Raw genomic sequence first — 22,815 nt, 5'->3', positions numbered from 1 at the left:
TTATAAGTGGCAGCAGCAAATACACAGATACAACCACCCGGACTAAAATCCTCTGCACCGCAGCAGCGGGAAGGCCCTTTCTTTGGCCCCACCCCCGTGAAAGATCCTTTCTTTCAGCGGAAAGAGCAGCATGGAGAAGAAGACGGCACCCTGCAACGCGAAGCTACTGCTAATGCAACACCGGATGTAACACCAGCGGTAGAACAACAGCTGTCGCAAAGTAAAGGTAACGGAGCGCCGCTGCCATCGCGCCGTAATGAAGAAATGAGCCGCGCCTTTGGTACAGACCTCAGCGGCGTGCGTATTCATGAAGATGCAGGCGCTGCGGATATGAGCCGGCAATTGCAGGCAAAAGCCTTTACACATGGAACGGATATTTATTTTGGCGCCAATCAGCATAACGACAGCGCTGAAGGAAAACACCTGCTGGCGCATGAGCTGACCCATATAGTGCAGCAAAGTCCGGCGCAGATGATTTCCCGCGCGCCTTTGGCCTATGCGTATTCCAAATTTAAACTGGCGAATAAAGTGGAACTTCTCGGTGACGGTACAGCCGCCAACACGGGTATGTCGCTGGATGAATTCAACAGCTACATACGCCGCCGGGCCGATTGGTTTGCCGAGAGTACACTAATAGAAGCCGACCGGAAAGCATTGTGGAAGATGATCGCTAAAATAGACGAGGGGCCTCATATACTGGCTGGCGCCTCGGATCTGAAGCTAAAGGACCTGATTCCGCTGACGCCGGATGAATGGACAAAGCTGGGCGCCTTTGGTAACGGCTGTAACCAGGGCGACACGGTAATAATACTAAACACTACGCCACCGGTAGCGCGGCGAATGGCATTGGGCAAAACCATGCTGGAACTGGAAAAACTGATTGGCGGCAAAGTGCTGCACGAAACAGTGTCTGAACTGCAATTGATAGATGTGGAGGCAAGACCCGTTTTACTGACGAACCTGAAAGATTACTGGAAAGACTTTCAGCCTCACCTGCAAAGAGGGTATTCTCCCGGCGCAGGTGCCAGGGGAGCGGAATTCCAGAAGATGATCAATATGTTCACAGCTCTTTCGCCATCCGTTTATTCCGACCTGAAAGGCCGAATACGGAACCTGCATCGCTTCAGCACATTGGCGCTCAATAAACTGGTGGCTAATTACGGCAACAGGCTGAAGTTATTTCCGTTGCACCTCATCATTCACACCGGTATCGATGCCAGCGCATTCCAGGATGCGGCGCCGAAATTTGAAGACGTGATCATCAACTCACCGAACCTGGTGCTGATGCTGGAAGGTCAAAATTCGATCGCTGATATTATTAAAGAGGTACCTAAAATTGCTGCTACATACGGCAAGGGCTCTCAGATTGCACAGGTGATCATCGCAGGGCATGGTTCGCCGCATAGTCTTGAACTGGCGGGTACAAGTTTACCAAACGTTGTGAAAGGCCGTGTTGACTACAACTCTGAAAGTCTTGATATCAGCAAACCTCTGGAAAAGTTAAAAACAAAGGCGCTGCTGGATGTGCTGATCAATAATCTTGATCCTGCCACTGCCCGCATCGTATTTGCGGGTTGTCTTGTTGGGGCACACCCGGTTCCTACAGGCACCGCCGCGGCCAATGTAGCGCCGTATTTAGCCGCTAATCCAAATGTTGTGGAGTATACACAGCAAAGGGCGGCAGCCCTTGGAAAACCGGTGCAGGTGGAAGGAGCCCGTGCATCCGTAGGACTCTCAGCAACCACCTTGAGAGATCCTGTCAGCAATGATCTTCATATCGATTATCCTTTTGATCCGCAGGCTTTTGGTACCGCTGCAGCTTACCTGGCTGTAGGCCGTGAGCCGGAAGGTGTCATGAGGGCGGCAGTGGAAGTAGCGGCTGCAAATGCTGCAACAGCCACCGTGCTGTTGAATAACAGAATGGGAATAGCCACTACATCATGGTGGGATGAATGCGTAGTAGCCTTTGTAAAGGTAGCATTGAAGGGACTGGGCCCCAACCCGGTAAGCCTCGCCAAATTGCTGGAACTTGCCCAGGTAGCGCAGTTCCCGTTCCTTGCCGGTTTCGGAACAAAATATGGTATATCAGTTGCGCACTTCAAAGGCTGGATCAACGACCGCCTTGCATTTGCGGCAGAGATCTACGACGAAATGCTCAAAACGCCGTCAATGATGGCGGCAGCAGATACGGAGAAACGGATTGGCAGATTTTTGATGGAACAGGCATGGCTCAACTTTGATCCTGCAAGAGCAGGAGCATTCGTAACTTTCCTGGAAGGCGTACCATCCGATTTTGTGCGGCATATGGAAGTACATCTCGACGTAGCAATTATTAAACCGTCAGATGCTACACTGTTTGCTCCGGCAGCTCCGCACACGTCCGGAAGGATCAGGCTTGCACTGGCATGGCTGCACAACGAACCGGCAAATGCCTTTGTAAAAGCATTCTTCAGAAATGAGATTTCAAATACAGCAACCGGTCCCAAGCTGTCGGCACTCGTTACAGCAGAACTGGCCGGCCGCCAGCCGGATGAAATTCTCGGGCCACTGGGTCGCCTGGCGCCAAGATCCGATAAGCCGGGCGACGACCGGCCACTGGCCAATGCACGCATCCCCGGACGTGGATTTAATAACTTACTCATTGATCAGAAAGCATATATCGCAACAGTAACGGCACTGAAAAAACTCCCCGTGTTCAGAGGTCCCGGTCCAAAACACAAAGGTATTGGCTGGGTAAAGCCGGGTGATCTTTTACAGGTAGCCGGCTTCACCGGTGCATGGGCTGCATTTGATTTCAACGGCAAACTGGGGTATGTGGATAAAACGCAGATTACACCACCATAGCAATAAACCAATACAAACACCCCGTGAATAAATGTTGTTATAGGAAGTAGTGCAGCAGTTGCACATCTCCCGGAAACAAAATGATAAAAAGAAAGATGAAGAACTGGAAAACATTGACAGGTAACGGTGGCAACAAACTGGTGCTCAAAGACAACTATTCGATAGCTGCCTCCCTGCACCAGGTAACGGTATGGAAAGAAGACAAGCCGTTGCTGCAACATCATACGGATACGCCACAGCCGGGCTTTCCAACGCTCATCGGCGATCAGCTGTATTGGGGCGCCGGTGTCCTCGACCTGGCGGCCAACGTACGGCACGAAATCCCGGGCATGCAGGAAGCTATCAGAACGGCAGGCGGACAATATCAGGTGTCTCACGGCAACGAATATACGCCAAGCGTGTTTGCCTGGGCGCCCGATGGCAGTGCCGTGGCTGTATCAGTACAATGGATAGGCATACCAGGCCCGCCACCCGCAAAGGTGCTGTTGCTGGACAAGGAAGGCCACCTGCTGCAAACTCTTTGGGAAGACAGCAACCTGCCGGTGGCAGCGTTGTATATCAGCGATAAATGGATACTGGCAGGCACGCCGCAGTTCCGCGTGTTCGATAAGGCAACTTTTAAAGCCACCATCATCCCGGAACAATTGCCCGCCGTGAGAATTGAAATGACAGCAGATGAAAAACAACTGCTGCTGTTACAATACAATCACATCGGCCTTTGGGATACTACGGCAGGAAAAGAAATAAACCACTGGAAAGGAAACTGGAATGATGCCACCATCACACCGGACGGCAAATACATCATAGCGGTGGATTTTGAAGGTAAAACGTTTCTTATCAATACCGCCGCACCCCATGAACAGCAGCAGGTAGAAGCCCCGGGCGCTATCTTCTCCGTGGCAGCAGACAACAACCGGTTGCTGGCGTTTTTTATGCACGGTGCAGTCGTCAGAATTACTACATTATTATAAAATGAAAAGATGATATGTCAACCCCGACAACACTCGTAGTGCAATGGAACCAACTGGCAGTGGAAGCGATCCGCTGCTCGTCACTTCCACCATCATTGGCCGCACGCGCACTGGCTATGGTACACACCGCCATGTACAATGCGTGGACGGCCTACAACCCCTGTGCCATCAGTACCGCCACCGGCGCTTATATTAAACGGCCCAAAGAAGAACACAAAGCTGCCTATAAACGCAAAGCATACAGCTACGCCGCTTTCCGCGTGCTCACGGAACTATTCCGGCTGATTTTACCCGCGGAAAATAAAAACATGTTTCATGATATGATGCTGCACCTCGACTATGACCCCGCCATCACCACGCTGGATATTTCCAATGCAGCGGGCATTGGTAACCTCGCAGGACGTTGTATACTGGAAGCCTTTGCGGGAGATGGTGCCAACGCTTATGGCACCCTGCAAATGCCTGCCTGGTCGGATTATACAGGATATAAACCAGTGAACACACCGGAGCAGCTGAAGGAACCGGGCCGCTGGCAACCACTGCTTGTTCCGGACGGCAATGGTCATTTTAAATCACAACAGTTCCTCACGTCACATTGGTCGCTGGTGCATCCTTTTGCGTTGCAGCACGCGGCACAGTTTCGTCCGCCGGTGCCTTACCTGCCCGGTAGTACCGAGTTTCAGCAGCAGGTAGACCAGGTGATAGCGATCAGTGCCGGCCTCACCGACCTGCAAAAAGTAATCGCGGAATATTGGTGGGATGGTCCCGGCACCGTAACGCCGCCAGGTCATTGGTGCCAGATCGCACAGTATGTATCTAACCGGGATCAGCATTGTAATCACCAGGACCTGAAACTATTTTTTGCCCTCAGCAATGCAATGCTGGATGCCAGTATTGCCTGCTGGGAAAGTAAACGACATCATGATGCCGTACGCCCGGTTTCAGCCGTGCGCTATGTATACAAAGGACGCATAATAAAAGCCTGGGGCGGTCCGGGGCAAGGTACTAAGGAAATAAAAGGAGAGGAGTGGCTGCCATTTCAGCCACCGGCCGCTATTACGCCGCCCTTTGCAGAATATGTTTCCGGTCATAGCACCTTTAGCAGCGCCGCGGCCTATATCATGGCGCAGTTTACCGGTGGCGATAAACTGGGCGCCACCGTATTATGCAGCAAAGGTGGTTCGCTGATAGAACCCGGTTATACGCCTTCACGCGATATTTCATTAAGCTGGAATACATTTTCGGAAGCAGCCGCGCAAGCTGGACTGTCGCGGTTATACGGTGGAATCCATTTTCCGCGCAGCAACCAGGAAGGGCAATATCTCGGGCAAAAAGTAGGCAGGATCGTATGGGAAAAAGCAAAGTATTTTTTCAACGGAACATTATGATTAACTGATTTCTTATGACGGTAATATCGTTGGCTATTCAGAAAGGAGGCTCCGGCAAAACCACCACCGCTATTAACCTGGCTGCCGCCTTGCAGCAGGCAGGTAAAAAGGTGCTGCTCGTGGATGCCGATCCCCAGGCGAATCTCACGCAGGCACTAGGATATGCAGAAGACCCGCCCCAGCACCTGTACACCGCACTGAAAAAAGAGATCGCAGGTGAAGAGGCATTGTTGTCGCAGGTGATACTCACATCGTCCTGCGGACTGATGCTCATACCCTCGTCGCTGGACCTGGCAGGTGCAGAACTGGAACTGGTGGGTATGTACGGACGTGAACAGGTATTCAGCTGGATGCTGAAACCGTTGCTGCCACAGTTTGATTTTATCCTGATCGACTGCCCGCCCGCCATTGGCATGCTTACCGTAAATGCGCTGGTAGCCAGCGATTACGTACTGTTGCCACTACAGGCAGAATTTCTTCCGCTGAAAGGCGTTCGCAGTTTTATGTATCATTTTGAGAATATAAAAAAGAAGCTGAACACCAACCTTGAAGTGCTCGGTATTGTTTTAACCAAGTACGACGACCGGAAATCCATGAACCGGCAGGTGTTGAAACAACTGGAAACAGAGTACAACGGCAAAGTAATGGATACCTATATCCGTTCCAATATACAGCTGGCCAAAGCACAGGAAGCAGGAATGGATATTTTCAGCTTTGATCCCGTGTCGCATGGCGCAAAAGATTATCGCAGGCTGGGAGAAGATTTTCTAAGCAGAATAAAATAGTTGGTTATGTTTGATAGTAAACAGTCTTTACCCGCCGCCGCTTCCGCGAAAGAACCCTTTTTCAGCGGCGTGCAACAGAAGAAAGAAAGTACTTTCTTCCAGACAAAATTATCCGTCAACACACCCGGAGACGCATTTGAGCGGGAAGCCGATTCGGTAGCAGATAAGGTGGTGAGCGGTGGCAGCGGCGCCGGCCCGGTAGTACAGAAAAAAGATATCAGCTCAGTACAGCGGCTGGCTACTTCCGAAGCAGAAGAAAAGCTGGGCACCAACGATGCCCGCATGCGCCGCGATAAAGATATTCAAACCAAGCCCGAACTGCAACGCAAATGTGCTGCCTGTGAACACGAGGAAGAAGGCCAGGTGCAAAAATCCGAAGCTACCGGAGGCGGTAGTGGCAGCAGTTCCGCCACACCGCAGCTCTCTGCGCAGATTGAAAGTGCTGCCGGTAAAGGCAATCCCATGAGCCGGCAAACAACACACGAAATGCAGCATAAATTCGGGGTAGATTTCAGCCACGTAAATATTCATACGGGCACCTCCGCCATACAAATGAGCAAAGAACTGGGCGCGCAGGCATTTACCCACAGGAATGATGTTTTTTTCAATGCAGGAAAATATAATCCTGACACCAGTAACGGCAAACACCTGCTGGCACATGAACTTACACATGTGGTACAACAGGGCGCTGCTAAAGAAAAATCCGCTACACAACCGGGAGGGACAAACATATGAGTAAGATTAACAACAAGGTATCTCCAAAAAAAACAACCGCGAAACAGCCAATAACCGCGGTACCCATCGCCGAAACCACCGCCACGGCGCCGGAACTGGCCTATTTGCAGGCATTGATCAACTATCAGCTGGGTGTCTACTTTAAAAAAGAAGGCACGCCTTCCAAACCGCCTGCTATACCCGACAGGACTACCTGGCAAATTGTACGGCCGGAAGCCATGCAGCAAAACAAATGGAGCGACGAAGAACTCACCCTGCTGCTGATAGCATTGGTGCCGCATATCCTGCCGGAATTTTACGACACGGCTATCCAGCAATTCCTGCCACAGGCGGGCGAATTCCCGCAACTGGGCGGTGTACGCGGTAAACAATTCCGGGGCTTCCTGCCCACCGGAGAAACAGCGCTTTTCTTGCTGGCAGGCACCAACTGGAAAAAACGCCTGGAGGTACAGGAGCTGTTTGAACCCGATCATGAATTTGCGCTCAAAAGAATATTATGGCTGGAAGATGTGCAGGCAGGAGAACCTCTGATGAGCGCCCGTATTATGATGGACATCGACTATGTAAATCTCTTTATAAAAGGAAAACCCGGCAGGCCGCATTTCAGCATGAGCTTCCCCGCCAGGCTCATCGCCACGGAGCTTAGCTGGAACGACCTGGTGCTGGATGAATCCATTATGGTGCAGATCCGGGAGCTGGAAACATGGCTGCATCACAACGATCAGCTGATGAATGAATGGGGCATGAAACATAAGCTGAAGAAAGGCTACCGCGCATTGTTCTATGGACCTCCCGGTACCGGCAAAACTTTTACGGCCAGCCTACTCGGTAAATATACCGGCAGGGATGTATATAAAATTGACCTGTCGATGGTCGTTTCCAAGTACATCGGGGAAACAGAAAAAAACCTGGAAACATTGTTTGCAAAGGCAGCAGATAAGGGCTGGATCATTTTCTTTGACGAAGCAGATGCGCTGTTTGGAAAACGCACCAGCGTACGGGATGCACATGATAAATACGCCAACCAGGAAGTATCTTACCTGTTGCAGCGGATCGAGGATTTTAATGGCCTGGTAATACTGGCTACCAATATGAAAAATAATATTGACGACGCCTTTATCCGTCGCTTCAATGCCATCATACAATTCCAGGTACCCGGAGAACGGGAGCGGGCGGCTATCTGGCAGAAAACCTTCCCGCCAAACGTAAAGTTCCTGGATGAAGAAGATATTCCCGGAAAAGTGAAAAAGTATGAAATCACCGGCGGAAATATTATCAATGTAGTACAATACGCCTGCCTGAAAGCGCTGGAACGGAAATCAACATCGGTTGCCCTGGAAGATGTGGTAAATGGCATCCGGAAGGAAATGAACAAAGAAGGACGGTCGTTTATTGTTTAATATCGGTGTAAGTGAACTGCACTACATTTTCCGGCGCACCGCCGGTAGCACGGTAAAATTCCACGGCATGTACATCCGTGGCTACTGCCTGTACAAAGAACGTGGCGTAGTTATTCTCCCGGCAGTATTCCGCGAAGGCAGATAGTAAATGTTTGCCAACACCCTTTCTTTGAAATTCGGTATGCACCGCAAAGTCATACACATATATATCAGCAGCGCGTGCGTAACAGGAGGGCAGTACATAGGCGGTAAGTCCGCCTATAACGGCATTTTCATGCATGGCGGTATACATAATCAGATAGTCCCCGCTCAACAGGTTTTTGAGATAACTCTTATCGGGCATTTGGAAGTCCTGCATGTCAAATACCGCTTCATATACCTGGAGCAATTCAATAAATTCGGCGAGGTGATGCGTAGTTAACCGCTGCGTGGTAATATTCATGGCTATTGTTTGATGGGTGTTAATACACTATAATGTAACTATTTTTTCCGGCAACCGACACCTATGATTACTAAGATTATTTTTTTATTAAGCCGGTAGGGATCTTCTGTGAAATAATATACTTTCACAGGAACATCCTGTCTATCGCTGTAAAAAAATAAATACCTGATGAACCGTTTATTATTAGCAACCTTATGTGCCATCAGCCTGCCGGTAACCGCACAGCAAAAAACGCCTGCAGACGCTATCCTCGACGAGTTTAAACATCACCCGGAACATATCATGGTGGCGGCACACCGTGCTTCGCATAACAAATACCCGGAGAACTCACTCGCTGCTGTGAAGGAAGCTGTTGAACAGGGTATTGATATCGTGGAAATAGATCTGCATGAAACAAAAGATCATATCCTCGTGCTTATGCACGATGAAACCATTACCCGCACCACCGGGAAACCCGGCAAGGTAAGGGATTATACCTACCACGAACTGCAGCAGTTTCCCTTACTTTTTAAAGGAAAACCCACCACGGAGACTATCCCTTCTTTTGAACAGGTATTAAAGATCACCAAAGGAAGAATTATTGTAGATGTAGATTTTAAGGAAGAGAGCGAGCCGGCAGCCAGGCAGGCCTTTGCCCAGATTGCGGCACATGGAATGGAAGAACAGGTCCTGTTCTTTATCTATGATCATCATACAGCGCCCACCCTGTACAGCTGGAATCCGGAGATCCCGGTAATGCCCCGCGCGCACAGTGTGGCGGAAATAGCAGAAATACAACAAATGGCCGCGAAGCAGGGCAAGTTCCCGGTTATTCACGGAGACGCTTCTTTTTACTCCGATTCCCTGGTGAAAAGCATTACCACCGGCGGCACACGGGTATGGATGAACGCTTTGGGAAAGTATGATAAACTGGAATCAGAAAAAGACGATGCCGGTTTTGATCAGCTGCGTAAAGACGCGGCCTTTGCCAATGTGATCCAGACAGATTATCCTGAAAAGCTATTGGCTTATCTGCGCAGGAAAGGACTGCATAAATAAACAGCTCTTATAACAGCCCTTGTTGAGCAGCCATTTTAATCAGCGCGGCCACATTTCTTACCTGGAACTTCTGTATCAGGTTTTTCCGGTGCGTTTCTACGGTTAACGGGCTAAGGTTAAGCTGCTGCGCAATGTCGGGGGTGGTTTTACCATCTGCTATCAGGTGCAGTATTTCCTTTTCCCGTTTAGTGAGCTGCGGAATACCTTTTAGTTCGCTGATGGAAGGGCGTGCCATAATTTCTTTGGCGCCTTTGCTGAAAGTGATCATTCCGCTGAGTGCTTCCTGGATACAGGCCACCAGTTCTTCGGAAGAAATATTTTTCAACAGGTACCCCGTAGCGCCGTTCTGGATCATCTGGAGGATCATGCTGCGTTCAGAATGATTGCTTAGTGCCAGTACGTGTGTGTCGGGCGACAGCGCCTTAATTTCCCGGCATAGCTCTATCCCGTTGGCATCCGGCAGCGTGATATCCAGCAGTAGTACATCTACTTTATTTTCTTTCAGGAAAGACATAAAAGCCATTCCGGAAGTGAAGCACCCGGTAATCTGTATGCTCTTCACATTCGTGAGCAACTTCTGCAGTCCCTCAAGTACAATCGGATGGTCGTCTACAATAGCGAGTGTAGCGGGATTAATCAACATGTAATTCAATATTTATGGTGGTGCCTTCGTTCGCGGCAGAGTCAATATCAATTTTTCCTTTCAGGAATCCCACCCGGTTACGGATGTTGCTTAAGCCAATGCCTTTCTCCTTACCCGCCGCCTGCGTGTCAAAACCTTTGCCATTATCTTCCTGGGTAATAAAAAAGATATGGTCGTTCTGGCTGCATTGCAGTATGATATTGGTCGCCTGCGCATGGCGGATAGCATTGGACAACAGCTCCTGTACAATGCGGTAGATGTGGATCTGTACTTCTTCCCGGAGGGTATCTTCAATTCCCAGGTCCTGGAAGTCAATACGGGTAGCGTCATTCATGAGTGATTCGCAGAGATCTTTGAGCGCTGTCTTCAAACCAAATTTCAGCAGGTTAACGGGCATCATATTATGTGCGATGCGCCGGAGTTCTGTAACAGAATGATCCAGCTGAAGCGTGATCTTTTCCAGTTCGGCCCGTTGGTCCTGCGAGTAGGTATCTTCAATTTGTGCAGAGAGGTTTATCTTGGCGCCGGCAAGCATGCCGCCCAGGCCGTCATGCAGGTCCCTGGCAAGCCGGCGGCGTTCCTGCTCTTCGCCCTGTAACACGGCCTGGCTGAACTGTAATTGTTGTTGTTGTTCTATTTCGTGCAGGTGTTGCCGGTAGCTTAGCTCTTTTTGCGCCGCCAGTTTCTGCTTGCTGCGGTAAACGAAAACGGCAAACAGCAATACCACCAGTAAAATGACAATAGCGGCGCCCAGCAATGAGTTTACCAGCCGGGCATTTTTGGTATGCAGCGCATCCTGGATGCTTTTGGCTTTCAGCGCATCTATTTCTTTCTGCTTCTCTGCGTTCCGGAATTTTATTTCCAGGGCATGAACATCGTTGGTAAGCTGTGCTTTGGTAAGACTGTCGCTAAGCTCACTGTAACGCTTCATCCATGTATAGGCGGGCGCCATCTGCCGGAGGTTTTCGCAGGTAAGTGCCATCCCGTAAAACAACTGGAGGCGGTTAGTTACCAGCTTCATTGTTTCATTCTGCTGCATCAGCAGCGTGGCCATCTCTTTCGCTTTTACAAAGTTATTATCATTGAAATAAGCGTAAAACTGCTGCATTTGTAACCGTTGCTCTTCATAACGCAAACCTTTCTTCCGGGCCAGTTGTATTCCTTTGTCCAGGCTGGCAAGCGCCTCTTTGAATTTCCCTTCAAGGGTATAATACATCCCTTCGGCGGCATAATGATCCAACAGGTACTCAGATTCCGGGAAAGGCGCCAATAGCTTCCAGGCGCTGTCCAGCGCAGGCTTTGCTTTGGCATTCTGGGCCGACAGCGAATAATTTTCTGCGATGGTATGATAGGCAGTTACCAGTTCATGCGTAGGGGAGTGCGCGTTTTTGAAAGTTTCTATCGCCTTCAGGCAGTAGGTTTCTGCTTTGTCGAACTGTCCCGCATTTTTAAAAACGATTCCCACCGCCAGGTAATCTTTCCCCACTACCGTTTGATCGCCGGCCTGTTGTGCCAGCGGAATCGCCTTATTTAGTAAGACATCTGCAAATGCTTTATAATCGTCTTTCCGTTGGGCAATAGCGCCATAGTCGTACCAGGCTTTAGACCGGAAAGAATAGGCTTCGGAAGTGTTAAACCTGCTGAGTAAGGTATCTGCTTTCAGGAAGGCGGACTGGCTTCTGTCAGGCGCGGATTTCTTCAGCATATTCGCTTCATAGTAATAGTAAAGCGCCTGCAGGAAGGAATTCTTTCCACTGTATTGCTTTCCTTTTTCCAGGTGTTGTGATGACTTCAGCGAATCGTTGACAGCCCAGTATTCCGACAGGGAATAGTGTGCCCGGGCACGGATACTGTCGGATGTAGTCCGTTGCAATACATTTTCCAGGCTGTCTGTAAGCGCCTTTTCATTCAGCGGAGGCGCCTGTCCACTGCACCAGGAAGTTGCTGTAACCAGGAAAATCAGGAAAGATAGTCTTCTCATAAAGCCAAAATATAAAACAATTGGGTATACATGATCGTTGCCGGCAAAAATACCTGAAAACAGGTATAAATAAATCATAGTATGCCGGTATTGTGGAAACTCCGCGTCCATGTTATATTTGGGGTATACCTGGAAACGTTTTTGATCATCATATTGAAAAAAGGAATACCAGCAGTTTTGTTTCTTAAAAGCCGCCATTCTTTTTTTCAGGGTTACCCCGTTTTTGCGAGGCACCTGTTAAAGGAACCTGACTGAAAAAGGATACGAAATGATGCCGGCCGGTATCTACCGCCAGGCAGGACTACATTTACATAATCAGATTTACTTTGAGTTAGCAGCCTTTGGATCGCAAGGATTCAGAGGCTTTTTTTAGGGCGCCAAAAATACAATGTTTTGACCTTACGGCAAGGGGGGCCGCGAAACTTTATCCCATAACCTGTTCATGACCACCTGTTGGATCACTGCCTCGCGGTAATTGCGGCTGATAGGGATCTGGTGCGATTGTATACAAATTTCATTCCCCTGGATACTGTCTATTTTATTCACTGCTACAATATAAGATTTATGCACCCGGATAAATGCCTGGGCGGGTAATTGCTGCTCCAGGTTTTTGAGATATAACAGGGTTATATATTTTCCCTTGCGGGTATAGATGCTTACATAGTTCTGCATGCCTTCCACAAAAAGAATATCTTCCACCTGGATCTTTTCATACCGGCTGCCACATTTAATAAAAAAGTGATCCGCGCCGGCTTCCACGGGCGTGGAGTTGTTTTTGGCGGGCGGGTTTACCAACTGGTGATAGTCCCTCGCTTTGGTGGCCGATCTGAAGAACCGGTCGAACGTAATGGGCTTCAATAAATAGTCCAGCACATTTAACTGGAAACCTTCCAGCGCATATTCGGGGAACGCTGTGGTGATAATCACCATCGGCGGATTTTGTACCATCTTCAGAAAATCCAGCCCGCTGAGTTTAGGCATTTGTATATCCAGGAAGATAAGATCGGCTGGTTGCCGCTTTAACAGGTTTACCAACTCCACAGGATTTTCACAGATGCCGGTCAGCGTGAGGAAATCTATTTCCTTTACATAACTGGCGATGCCTTCCCTGGCCAGTGGTTCGTCGTCTGTAATCACGCAGTTGATCATAATAAAGGCATTTTAGGTAGATAGTAATTGTGGTACCGTGAGTTCGGCCAGTTCCAGCTGCAGCCGTATTTCAAAGCTGCCGGCTTCGCGGAGTATGTCCAGTTCATATTGACCGGGATATACCAGGTCCAGCCGCCGCTGCACATTTTTTAAACCGATACCGCCATAATCAATAATGGGTGCGCTGTATTCGTCTGCCGCACAGCTGTTGGAAACAGTGAATGCCAGCTGCGGTCCGTCGAGGTGCAGCTGTATCCTGATCCAGTTAGGCCCATCGGCCTGTTTGGATACATGCTTAAACGCATTTTCCACAAAGGTCATGAGTATAAACGGGGCGATGCTCAGGTGTGATACAGGCTGCCGGTGATACGCAAACGAAACTTCCACGTTATTGTTAAGCCGCAGTTTTTCCAGTTCGATAGAATTTTCCAGGTAGCCGATCTCTTTGCTGAGGGCAATCTGTTTATCATTGCATTCATATAGCTGGTACCTCAGCAACTCTGAAAACTTCGCCAGGGAAGCAGAGGCCACATCCGGGTTTTTATGGATCAGGAAGAAGATGGAGTTAATAGTATTAAAAAGAAAATGAGGATTAAACTGGTTCTTCAGGAAGTTAAGTTCTGTTTCCAGTTTTTCTGTTTCCAGCAGTTGCTGTCTCCTTTTGGTTTGCAGCCAGCTTTTGGTCAGCTTTATGCTCATGGCCAGTGTCATGCTGGCAAGGGTAGAGGGCAGGGCATTGCCAAAGAAGTGCAGGAAGCAGTAATCTCCCGGCCCGAAAAGTACGGCAAAGCTTTTTCCTGATACTGCTGAACAAAGATAATACCCGCCAACAATAGCGCAGGCAGTTGCCGCGATGGTAAGCACCAGCAACGTAATATAGGCGGTATACCTGCCCTTTTCCAGGTATTTTGGAATCAGGTAATAGAGATTGAAATATACCGCGGCTGCCTGGAATATCACATAAAACGCAAACTTGATATAGAAAGGGAATAAGATAATGGAGTTGGCAGCTTTCACAGGATTCCCTATTGCCACTACCCACCACAGGTAATGGTAAAGACACCAGAAGGGGATGTGGTAAAGTTTATATTTCAGCAGCCAGTTCCGGCTTGTATTAGTGTTCAGCATATAAAAAATTACCTGTTACTAAAGATAACCACATTTTGCTGATTCTCTCCCGGTACTATGTCAATGGCAGCAAATAAATGATGACCCGCATACCGCAGCTGCTGAACGGCCGTATTCCCGGCTTTTCAGGGATTTAGCCGGGAAACGATGCCTTTTGTGCAGGTGGTCAATCTCCTGCCGCCCGTGGTCATTCGGGTTTTTCCGGCGTTGCGGATACGCATTTATTTGCAGCAGAAGTGATCTCTTATGAACTATGTACTCCTTACCTTATTACTGTTGTCCCCGGCCCTGGATACCCGGGCACAGGCATCCGGGAAATCCGCCACGCCGGACAGCCTGCCGGCGCTGAAACAGCTGAAAGAAGTGATGGTGCGGGCAAACAAGCCCCTGTTGCAGCAGCAGGCGTATGGCACGGTGGTGAATGTACAAAGCAGTGTGCTTACAAAAGGGAGCTCGGTCCTGGAAGTACTGGAACGCTCACCGGGCGTAAATATCGACCGGAGAACCAACGGAATTGCACTCAATGGCAAAAGTGGGGTGATGGTGATGCTGAACGGCAAGTTGCTGCGCATGTCTGCCGATCAGCTGATGATCTACCTGCAGGGCATGACCGCCGCCGACGTGGAAAAAATTGAACTGCTCAATACACCACCTGCAAAGTACGATGCTGCCGGCAATGCCGGGATGATCAATATTGTCATCAGGAAAAACAGGAACCAGGGAAATTTCTCCCTTACCGGCGGATATGGCTATGGAGAGAAGGCCGCCGCCAGCCTTAATTTCGGCCGCACGCTCCGCAATACGACCTTGTACGGAAGTTATTCTTTCTCGCACGACAAATCCTATTACGACTGGTTTGCCCGCGCAACAGATGATATGCAATTGCTGGGAGGCCCCAGCTCCTCCGATTTCCTCAGCGTGACGAAGTCCGTGGGGAATAGTCATAATATCATACTGGGAGCAGATGTGAACCTGACCCCGCGTACCATCATCGGCGGCAGCATCAATGGCAACATCAGCCGGGTTACAGATCATACGTTGAACCACGGGGAATACCTGGTGAATAAAACCACCGCCTATAACATGGATGCGGATATCAGGGTTAACAACAACTGGGATAACCTGGGCGCATCTGTGTATGCAGAAAGAAAAATGCGCGAAGGAGAGCAGCTGAACATCGACCTGGATTACCTGTATTATAAAAACAACCGGCCCTCTGCCGGTATCAGCGCTTTCGTGGATAGCGCCGGCCATACACCGGGTACCAACGATACTCTTTTTGCCCCGGTGCAACGAACCTTTTCTGTGTCCTCGATGCGGATCGGCGTATTGAAAATGGATTACAGCAGGCAGCTATCTCCCAAAATAAAAATTGAAACAGGGCTGAAAGGAACCTATACAAAAAACAACAGTAACTCCAGGATAGAAAGCTTCCTGGATGAGGCCTGGGTAAGCAGTACCGCCGCTATCAATAATATCATTATGAAAGAAGTCATAGGGGCCGCCTATGGCTCACTGGAAGCGCAACTGCATCCTGCGCTACGGCTGGCAGCCGGTTTGAGATATGAATATGTACAAACACAAATGGATGATCCGGAAAATAAGCAACAGATCACCAAACGAACCTCCGGTAAGTTCTTTCCGGGCATTTTCCTGACATGGAAAAAAAAGGAAGCGGAATGGCAACTGTCCTATACAAAAAGGATCAGCCGTCCTGCTTACAACGACCTGGCCTCATTTGTCATTTACTCGGGACCCACTTCGGTGGAAACCGGCAACCCTATGCTGAAGCCAACGATCACCAACAATGTAAAGGTTGGTTATAACTATCACGGCTACTCGTTTTCCCTGCTTTACAGCAGGGATGATGCACCCATAGCCCGCTACCAGCTTACACCCAATCCCGCAGGGGAAGTGATATGGGTATCTCCGCAAAACCTGTTGTTCCAGGATAATGTTTCCTTTCAGGCGCTGCTGCCCTGGAAGGTGAGCGACTGGTGGAATATGAACTTCGGGTTTACGGGTGGATGGCGGCAATTTAAACTGGACTATACCGCCACACCAGTAGAGAAACAATATTTTGGCTTTAATACTAACTTCTCCACGGCCTTTACATTGCCTGCCCGTTTCTACCTCGAAATCTCCGGCTGGTATAACAGTGCGTCGTACGATGGTTCCAAAAAGGTAGATCCGTTCGGTGCGCTGAATGCCGGTCTTAAAAAAGAACTGAATAAAAACGGGGGAAGTCTCCAGCTAACGGTAACGGATATACTACGCACGGTGCACATCAGCAGTTATTTCGGGACGCTGGCGGAAGAGGCGTTTAACCTGAAAAGTAAAGTTACCTTCCAGCCGGAATCAGGCAAAATGCAGATCATAAAGCTGACATGGGCAAAAACTTTCGGGAACCAGCTGCAGCGGAAGCAGCGCAGCGGGGCGGCAGAAGAGAGTAACAGGGTAAGGAAATAATTTGTAACTTATGCATACCTGTAAATGGATACCATATGCTGCCTGCCCGTACACTGACGCTTATTATTATTCTTTTCTGCGCCTGCTCACAGCCGGCGGATAAATCAACCGGACCTGAACCCGGGGAACCCGCGATAGCGCCCGACGCCATTCTTCGTGATTACGCTTCCCTTTATTACTACAAAACAGGTGAGATGATGCTCACGGTGAAGTATACAGCATTGGATACCGCATCGCATGAAATCAGCCGGGAAGCATTCCTGGAGGCATTTGCGAGCGGCAACTATCTTCCGCTGAAGCTTGTTACGGCAGATTCATCAGTGAAGTATAAACTCTACCCGCTGCCGGATTCAACACCCGCCGGTGTCAGAAGTGCACTGCAGTACTACGGGAAAACTTATTATGGATACTATAAGAGAGAAGGAAAACCTTTTCCTTTTATTTCTTTGGAAGATATTAACGGCCAGGCATACACGAAGGAGTCAACCAGTGGCAAGATACTTGTCGTGAAATGCTGGTTTATTCATTGCGTGGCCTGCGTGAAAGAAATGCCCCGGTTAAACCAGCTGGTGCAGCAATACCGTAACCGGGACGACGTGCTTTTTTTAAGCCTGGCATTCGACGACCGGGAGCAACTGCGCAGCTTTATGAAAAAAACAATATTTGACTATGCCGTGATCCCTGTGCCGGAGCGTTATATCAGCGACAGTCTCCAGGTAAATCTTTATCCCACGCATTTGATCGTGGATAAAAAAGGCGTTATCCGGAACATTACCTCCGAAGCCGGTGAGCTGGCTGCTGCCCTGGAAGAAATAACTGGTCCGGGGAAAATTTAACCGGTTGCCAAAATAATTCTTCCCAATCATCCGGTTTATTTACTTTTCTGTCCGTTTTATTTTATTTTAACGGGAATCCGGTATAGCCGCAGCAATAGTAATAAAACGGTGAGAACCCATGAATGTAAAACCAAAGTCAGTTTATATTGTTCCATTCCTGTTGAGCAGTCTGCTGCTCACAGGGTTTAAAAAAAGTAAACAGCCGCTGAGGAAAGACGCGCGGCCCAATATTATCGTCATCCTCGCGGATGACATGGGTTTTTCCGATGCCGGCTGCTATGGTGGTGAAATCCATACACCCAATCTCGATTTCCTCGCTGCTAACGGTATCCGGTATACGCAGTTTTATAATACTTCCCGTTGCTGCCCTACCCGCGCTTCGCTGCTCACCGGTTTATATAACCAGCAGGCTGGCATCGGTAAGATGACCGAGGCAGAGGATGAGCCCGGGTACCAGGGACATATTTCCACTAACGCAGTAACTCTGGCGGAAGTACTGAAAACAGCCGGCTACCAGACCGCCATGTCAGGCAAGTGGCATGTATCTAATACAGTCGGACAGAAAACCCCGGCTGAACAAATGGCCTGGCTTAATCACCATCAAACATTCGGCGACTTTTCCCCCATAGCGCAGTATCCCACCAGCAGGGGCTTTGATAAGTTCTTCGGCACCATCTGGGGAGTAGTGGATTTCTTTGATCCCTTCAGCCTGGTAAGCGGAACAACACCCATCACAGCAGTGCCTGATCACTATTATCACACCGATGCTATCAACGATACGGCTGTGGCTTATATCAAAGGCTACGCGGAAACAGAAAAGCCTTTCTTTCTGTATGTGGCCCACAATGCGCCACACTGGCCGCTGATGGCATTGCCAGAAGATATTGCAAAGTATAAAGACACCTACAAGGCAGGCTGGGAAGCTATCCGCACCGCCCGCTATAACAAAATGGTGAAAATGGGACTGGTTGATCAGGCCACTACGCCGTTGCCTAAACGTTGGAATCAGGATCAGACCTGGGCGCAAAACCCTGATACCGCCTGGGATGCCATGGCCATGGCAGTGCACGCCGCCATGATCGACCGGATGGACCAGGGCATTGGTCGCATTATGGAAGCGCTGAAAGCAACAGGGCAGTTGGACAACACCCTCATCCTGTTCCTGTCTGATAATGGCGCCAGCCCGGAAAATTGCGCCAACTACGGCCCTGGTTTCGACCGCCCCGATGAAACCCGCGATGGCCGCAAGATCGTTTATGCCACCAAAAAACAGGCAATGCCGGGCCCGCAAACCACGTATGCTTCCATCGGGCAAACATGGGCCAACGTAGCCAATACACCTTATCAATACTGGAAAGCAGAATCATATGAAGGCGGCATCCACACACCATTGATCGCTTATTGGCCCAAAGGAATTACCACTAACAAAGGAGGCTTCAGTGATCATGCGGGACATGTAATGGACTTTATGTCTACGTTTACCGCACTCGCCCATGCGCAATATCCACAAGTATACCATGGTCATAAGATCCCGGCCACTACAGGTATGAGCCTGTTGCCATCTTTCAAAAATAAAAAAACAACCGGGCACGATCAGCTGTTCAATGAACACTTCGGTGCACGGTATGCACGCTCGGGCAACTGGAAACTGGTGTCGCTCAGCAATGATACCACCTGGCAATTATTTAATCTCGCTGCCGATAAAACGGAAACAAATAACCTGGCGGCACAGTATCCCGAAAAGGTACAACAGCTGCAAACCCTTTGGTACCAATGGGCGCAAACACACCAGGTATTTCCAAAACCAGGCAGCAGAAAACAATAAAATGAAAAAATCTTTAATTATCTATATGAGCAAAGTCCGTATCTCGCGTAAACTATTGATGATAGCACTGCTGGCAGGCAGTGTTTCCTGTAATGAAGTAAAACAATCCGAAAAAAAACAGGAATGGGTGTCCCTGTTTAATGGTAAGGATATCAACGACTGGATCGTGAAAATCCATCACCACGAACCAGGAGAGAACTTTGGAAATACTTTCCGGGTAGAAGACAGCATCATCAAGATACGCTATGATCAGTACGGCGACTTTAACGACCAGTTCGGGCATCTTTATTATAAGCAACCCTTCTCACATTATCATCTCAAATTTGAATACCGGTTTGTAGGAAAATGGTATCCGTCCGCACCGGAATATACATTGCTGAACAGCGGCGTAATGTTTCACTCCCAGGACCCGCGCACCATGCCTAAGGAGCAGGACTGGCCCATCTCCGTGGAAATGCAGCTGCTGGCTGGCTTAGGTGATGGTAAGCCACGCCCAACCGGTAACATGTGCTCGCCGGGCACCAATGTGGTTTACAAAGGAAAACTGGATGAAACGCATTGTATTGAATCCACCTCCAAAACTTATGAAGGCGAGCAATGGGTGAGGGGCGAACTGATTGTACTGGGCGATTCCCTGATCACGCATATCATCAACGGCGATACCGTATTGCAATATTCCAAGCCACAGATTGGCGGTGGTGTGGTAAACAACTACGACTCCACCATTAAAATAGATGGCAGGCTCCTCTCCAAAGGCTTTATTGCCCTGCAAAGCGAAGGGCAACCCGTTGATTTCAGAAGGATAGAAATATTAAACCTGGAACACTAACAGGTATAAAAAGAAAAGCGGTTTCCTGCAAAGGAAACCGCTTTTTTATGGGATGAACTTCCTGAAAAAAATATTCTTCCCCGGTTATTTTTTCTGATAAATGTATAATTTCGATGCATGAAGGAAGCCATCTTAGACAACCCCGCCTGGGGCGCGTTAACCACTACGCATGCGTACTTTGCACAAGGAACAGACCAGGCGAAAAGATACCAGCGGGAAATTGCACCCTTTGTTGCCGCCAGGCAAACCGATAACGACAGCATTGCCGCACTCGATACTTTGATTGATGCCGGGGAAACATTTTATATCGTCGGTGAATTGCCTGTGTTACCGGGTACCTGGACCGTAGAAAATGAACTGCCCTGCGCCCAGATGATACTGACAACGATGCCAGCCCCCTTGTCTGAAAAGGACGCGGCCATGGTGCACCTGCTGGGGCCAGAAGACGCCGGCGATATGTATGAACTGATCAACAGCATTCAACCAGGATTTTTTAATCACGGTACACGCCTGATGGGCAACTACTATGGCATCCGGCACAATGGCCAGCTCATCGCTATGGCCGGCGAACGCATGCAGCTCACCGGGTTCACCGAATTGAGCGCCATTTGTACGCACCCCGATCACACCGGCCGCGGATATGCGCAAAAGCTGATTACACAGCTATGCTATCAGCACGCCGGCGCGGGCATCACCTCCTTTTTACATGTAACCCGCACCAATGAACGGGCTGTGCGTTTATATGAGCACATGGGCTTTGAGCAAAGAAGGGACATTAGTTTCTACCGGGTGAAGAAGTAAGGGAAAATCAACTCACCTTCTCCATCCGCATCGAACTACCTTTCTCATTCGTTTCAAATATCAGCAGGTTCCCCGCTTTAGCCGGGTATATACTGATATTGGTCTTATCTTTCTGTATCGGCAAATCATCATTGCGGAACTTCAGGCCATTGTAGCGTATAATATGATAAGCGCCCCTTTCTTTTTTGGAGACCCTGCGCATATCGGTATAGCAAATGGAAAAGTTTTTATAGTCTTCCGTAATGGTCGTGAGTTTATAGTCGAAGCTGTTGTATCGTTTACTGGCATAACCCATTTTATGGATATTCCTGAAATCGGCCATATCCCGGAGGGTGATGCGTTGCTTCTCATAAACGTTGGTGCGTTTGAGGTGGTACTTACCGTCAAATTCCAGCATCACCAGGTTTGTAGAGATCAGTTTGGTGTTATTAAACATCACGCCCTGCGAGCTCAGGACCCTTTTATAACCTTCTCCTACCACAAATAATTTACCATCAGGTCCGGGAATCATATTATGGAGATAAAGATACCCCAACCCCTGGTATTTCCCTTTTTTGTTAGCCGTTAAAGTGCCGGACAGTTCCTTATTCCAGGCGTTGTAGGTGCTGGTGAGGATGTTGCCTTTTGAGTCGATATCATAAAAACCGATTCCTTTACTGGCGCGGCCTCTCACCTTATTGGCCCCCTTGAAATATTCACCTGCCACGGTGATGGTATCAGTGCCGGGCTTCGGCATTACGAAAGAAGGTACCAGGTGATAAGCTTCTTTTTTTTCTTTCAGTTCAAAAACTTTTTTCTTCGACTCAATGCTAAATGCGGTGAGGGAAGAAGTACACTTATTATTCTTCCTGCTGCGGGTAACTTCCAGCAGCATCAGGTTATCCGTTTTAGCCATGAATTCGGCTACCCATTCTTTGTGTGCTTCTTTTGGCTGCGTATATTTCCAGTGCTTTTTCTTAGCAGCATCAAAATAATTCACTTCAAATACAGCGGTGTGAATGCGATGACGTACATCCAGTATGGCCATATAGCCATGTGTGCCTGCATCAAAAAGGGAATGGTTGGCATCCCTGATATCATGATAAGCACTGTAATAAATGTTTGGCTTTCCCTGTCCCTTTACATAAGGTCTTTTGTAAGAGAATTTAAGCTGCCCATCTGCATCCAGGATCTTTAATTCCATGTCGCCTGTATGGGAATTACTCAGGAGGAATGCGGTGGTGCTGTCGTTGGAAGCCGCTTCGCATACGTATACGTCCTTTGCATCCAGGTATTCATATTCCCTTACCTTGTGCATGTTCTCATCCAGGATCTGCAGGCTGTACCGGATGGTATCTTTGCTCAGCTGATCCTTGATTACCAGCAGGAAGTAGCCGGTAATTTTTTTATTCCGCATAATATTGCCGCTGTTGGCCACTCTTATGTTGGATACATCGCCGAGGTTTAGTCTTCTCTGCGCATATACCATAGTGACGAACATCATCGTACAAAAAAGGGAAATCAGTATTTTCCGTATCATATATTTTAGTTAATAGGGATAGATGTTGTTAA

Annotated in this window: 18 protein-coding genes; 12 read left to right on the top strand and 6 right to left on the bottom strand. The window is 48.8% G+C overall.

Features of this window, described 5'->3' with window-relative positions; translation table 11 throughout:
* The first annotated feature begins 6 nt into the window (after positions 1–6).
* From ACLHR0_RS10820 to ACLHR0_RS10795, 6 genes are all read left to right on the top strand, one after another.
* The gene (locus ACLHR0_RS10820; RefSeq protein ID WP_436486466.1) at positions 7–2,844 is read left to right on the top strand and encodes an eCIS core domain-containing protein; all 2,838 of its coding nucleotides are present in this window, start codon (positions 7–9) and stop codon (positions 2,842–2,844) included.
* A gap of 95 nt (positions 2,845–2,939) precedes the next feature.
* Positions 2,940–3,815, top strand: a complete 876-nt coding sequence (locus ACLHR0_RS10815) for a hypothetical protein (protein ID WP_436486464.1) — start codon at positions 2,940–2,942, stop codon at positions 3,813–3,815.
* A 14-nt stretch (positions 3,816–3,829) separates the two neighbouring features.
* Positions 3,830–5,203 (top strand): DUF6851 domain-containing protein, encoded by a 1,374-nt coding sequence (locus tag ACLHR0_RS10810; protein WP_436486462.1) that lies wholly within the window; start codon positions 3,830–3,832, stop codon positions 5,201–5,203.
* A 14-nt stretch (positions 5,204–5,217) separates the two neighbouring features.
* Entirely contained in the window at positions 5,218–5,988 is a 771-nt protein-coding gene (locus tag ACLHR0_RS10805; RefSeq protein ID WP_436486460.1) for a ParA family protein, read from the top strand.
* Between the two features lie 6 nt (positions 5,989–5,994).
* Positions 5,995–6,723: a DUF4157 domain-containing protein gene (locus ACLHR0_RS10800; RefSeq protein ID WP_429048323.1), complete on the top strand. Its 729-nt coding sequence runs from the start codon at positions 5,995–5,997 to the stop codon at positions 6,721–6,723.
* A complete protein-coding gene (locus tag ACLHR0_RS10795) occupies positions 6,720–8,123 on the top strand; it encodes an ATP-binding protein (protein ID WP_429048321.1) in 1,404 nt (467 codons plus the stop codon). Before ACLHR0_RS10800 ends, ACLHR0_RS10795 begins: the two co-directional genes overlap by 4 nt.
* On the opposite strand, the gene ACLHR0_RS10790 is transcribed toward ACLHR0_RS10795, so the two are convergent.
* Entirely contained in the window at positions 8,113–8,565 is a 453-nt protein-coding gene (locus ACLHR0_RS10790; protein WP_436486458.1) for a GNAT family N-acetyltransferase, read from the bottom strand. The genes ACLHR0_RS10795 and ACLHR0_RS10790 overlap by 11 nt on opposite strands.
* A gap of 168 nt (positions 8,566–8,733) precedes the next feature.
* On the opposite strand from ACLHR0_RS10790, the gene ACLHR0_RS10785 reads away from it, so the two are divergent.
* Positions 8,734–9,603 carry a glycerophosphodiester phosphodiesterase family protein gene (locus ACLHR0_RS10785; RefSeq protein WP_436486456.1) on the top strand — a complete coding sequence of 290 codons (870 nt, stop codon included), beginning with the start codon at positions 8,734–8,736 and terminating at the stop codon, positions 9,601–9,603.
* A gap of 7 nt (positions 9,604–9,610) precedes the next feature.
* On the opposite strand, the gene ACLHR0_RS10780 is transcribed toward ACLHR0_RS10785, so the two are convergent.
* The 4 genes from ACLHR0_RS10780 to ACLHR0_RS10765 all read right to left on the bottom strand — a co-directional run bounded on the left by ACLHR0_RS10780 (position 9,611) and on the right by ACLHR0_RS10765 (position 14,504).
* Positions 9,611–10,246: a response regulator transcription factor gene (locus ACLHR0_RS10780; RefSeq protein WP_429048317.1), complete on the bottom strand. Its 636-nt coding sequence runs from the start codon at positions 10,244–10,246 to the stop codon at positions 9,611–9,613.
* A complete protein-coding gene (locus ACLHR0_RS10775) occupies positions 10,236–12,227 on the bottom strand; it encodes a tetratricopeptide repeat-containing sensor histidine kinase (protein WP_436486454.1) in 1,992 nt (663 codons plus the stop codon). The genes ACLHR0_RS10780 and ACLHR0_RS10775 overlap by 11 nt, the downstream gene beginning before the upstream one ends.
* Positions 12,228–12,626: 399 nt before the next feature.
* Entirely contained in the window at positions 12,627–13,376 is a 750-nt protein-coding gene (locus tag ACLHR0_RS10770; RefSeq protein ID WP_436486452.1) for a LytR/AlgR family response regulator transcription factor, read from the bottom strand.
* Between the two features lie 12 nt (positions 13,377–13,388).
* Positions 13,389–14,504, bottom strand: a complete 1,116-nt coding sequence (locus ACLHR0_RS10765) for a sensor histidine kinase (protein ID WP_436486451.1) — start codon at positions 14,502–14,504, stop codon at positions 13,389–13,391.
* A 246-nt stretch (positions 14,505–14,750) separates the two neighbouring features.
* Here ACLHR0_RS10765 and ACLHR0_RS10760 point away from each other — a divergent pair, with 246 nt between their 5' ends.
* From ACLHR0_RS10760 to ACLHR0_RS10740, 5 genes are all read left to right on the top strand, one after another.
* The gene (locus ACLHR0_RS10760; protein WP_436486449.1) at positions 14,751–16,973 is read left to right on the top strand and encodes a TonB-dependent receptor domain-containing protein; all 2,223 of its coding nucleotides are present in this window, start codon (positions 14,751–14,753) and stop codon (positions 16,971–16,973) included.
* A 35-nt stretch (positions 16,974–17,008) separates the two neighbouring features.
* On the top strand, positions 17,009–17,809 hold the full coding sequence (locus ACLHR0_RS10755; RefSeq protein ID WP_436486448.1) for a TlpA family protein disulfide reductase: 801 nt from the start codon (positions 17,009–17,011) through the stop codon (positions 17,807–17,809).
* Between the two features lie 118 nt (positions 17,810–17,927).
* The gene (locus ACLHR0_RS10750) at positions 17,928–19,634 is read left to right on the top strand and encodes an arylsulfatase (RefSeq protein WP_436486447.1); all 1,707 of its coding nucleotides are present in this window, start codon (positions 17,928–17,930) and stop codon (positions 19,632–19,634) included.
* A 25-nt stretch (positions 19,635–19,659) separates the two neighbouring features.
* Positions 19,660–20,463: a 3-keto-disaccharide hydrolase gene (locus ACLHR0_RS10745; RefSeq protein ID WP_436486445.1), complete on the top strand. Its 804-nt coding sequence runs from the start codon at positions 19,660–19,662 to the stop codon at positions 20,461–20,463.
* A gap of 117 nt (positions 20,464–20,580) precedes the next feature.
* The gene (locus tag ACLHR0_RS10740; RefSeq protein ID WP_436486444.1) at positions 20,581–21,264 is read left to right on the top strand and encodes a GNAT family N-acetyltransferase; all 684 of its coding nucleotides are present in this window, start codon (positions 20,581–20,583) and stop codon (positions 21,262–21,264) included.
* A 7-nt stretch (positions 21,265–21,271) separates the two neighbouring features.
* Here ACLHR0_RS10740 and ACLHR0_RS10735 read toward each other — a convergent pair whose 3' ends face one another.
* Entirely contained in the window at positions 21,272–22,783 is a 1,512-nt protein-coding gene (locus ACLHR0_RS10735; RefSeq protein ID WP_436486443.1) for a DUF6770 family protein, read from the bottom strand.
* Positions 22,784–22,815 lie beyond the last annotated feature (32 nt).

The sequence above is a fragment of the Chitinophaga sp. ARDCPP14 genome (genome assembly GCF_051362515.1).
In the GTDB taxonomy this organism is placed as follows: Bacteria; Bacteroidota; Bacteroidia; order Chitinophagales; family Chitinophagaceae; genus Chitinophaga.
Note: the sequence above shows the minus strand (reverse complement) of the source record. Positions and strands in the feature narration are given on the sequence as shown.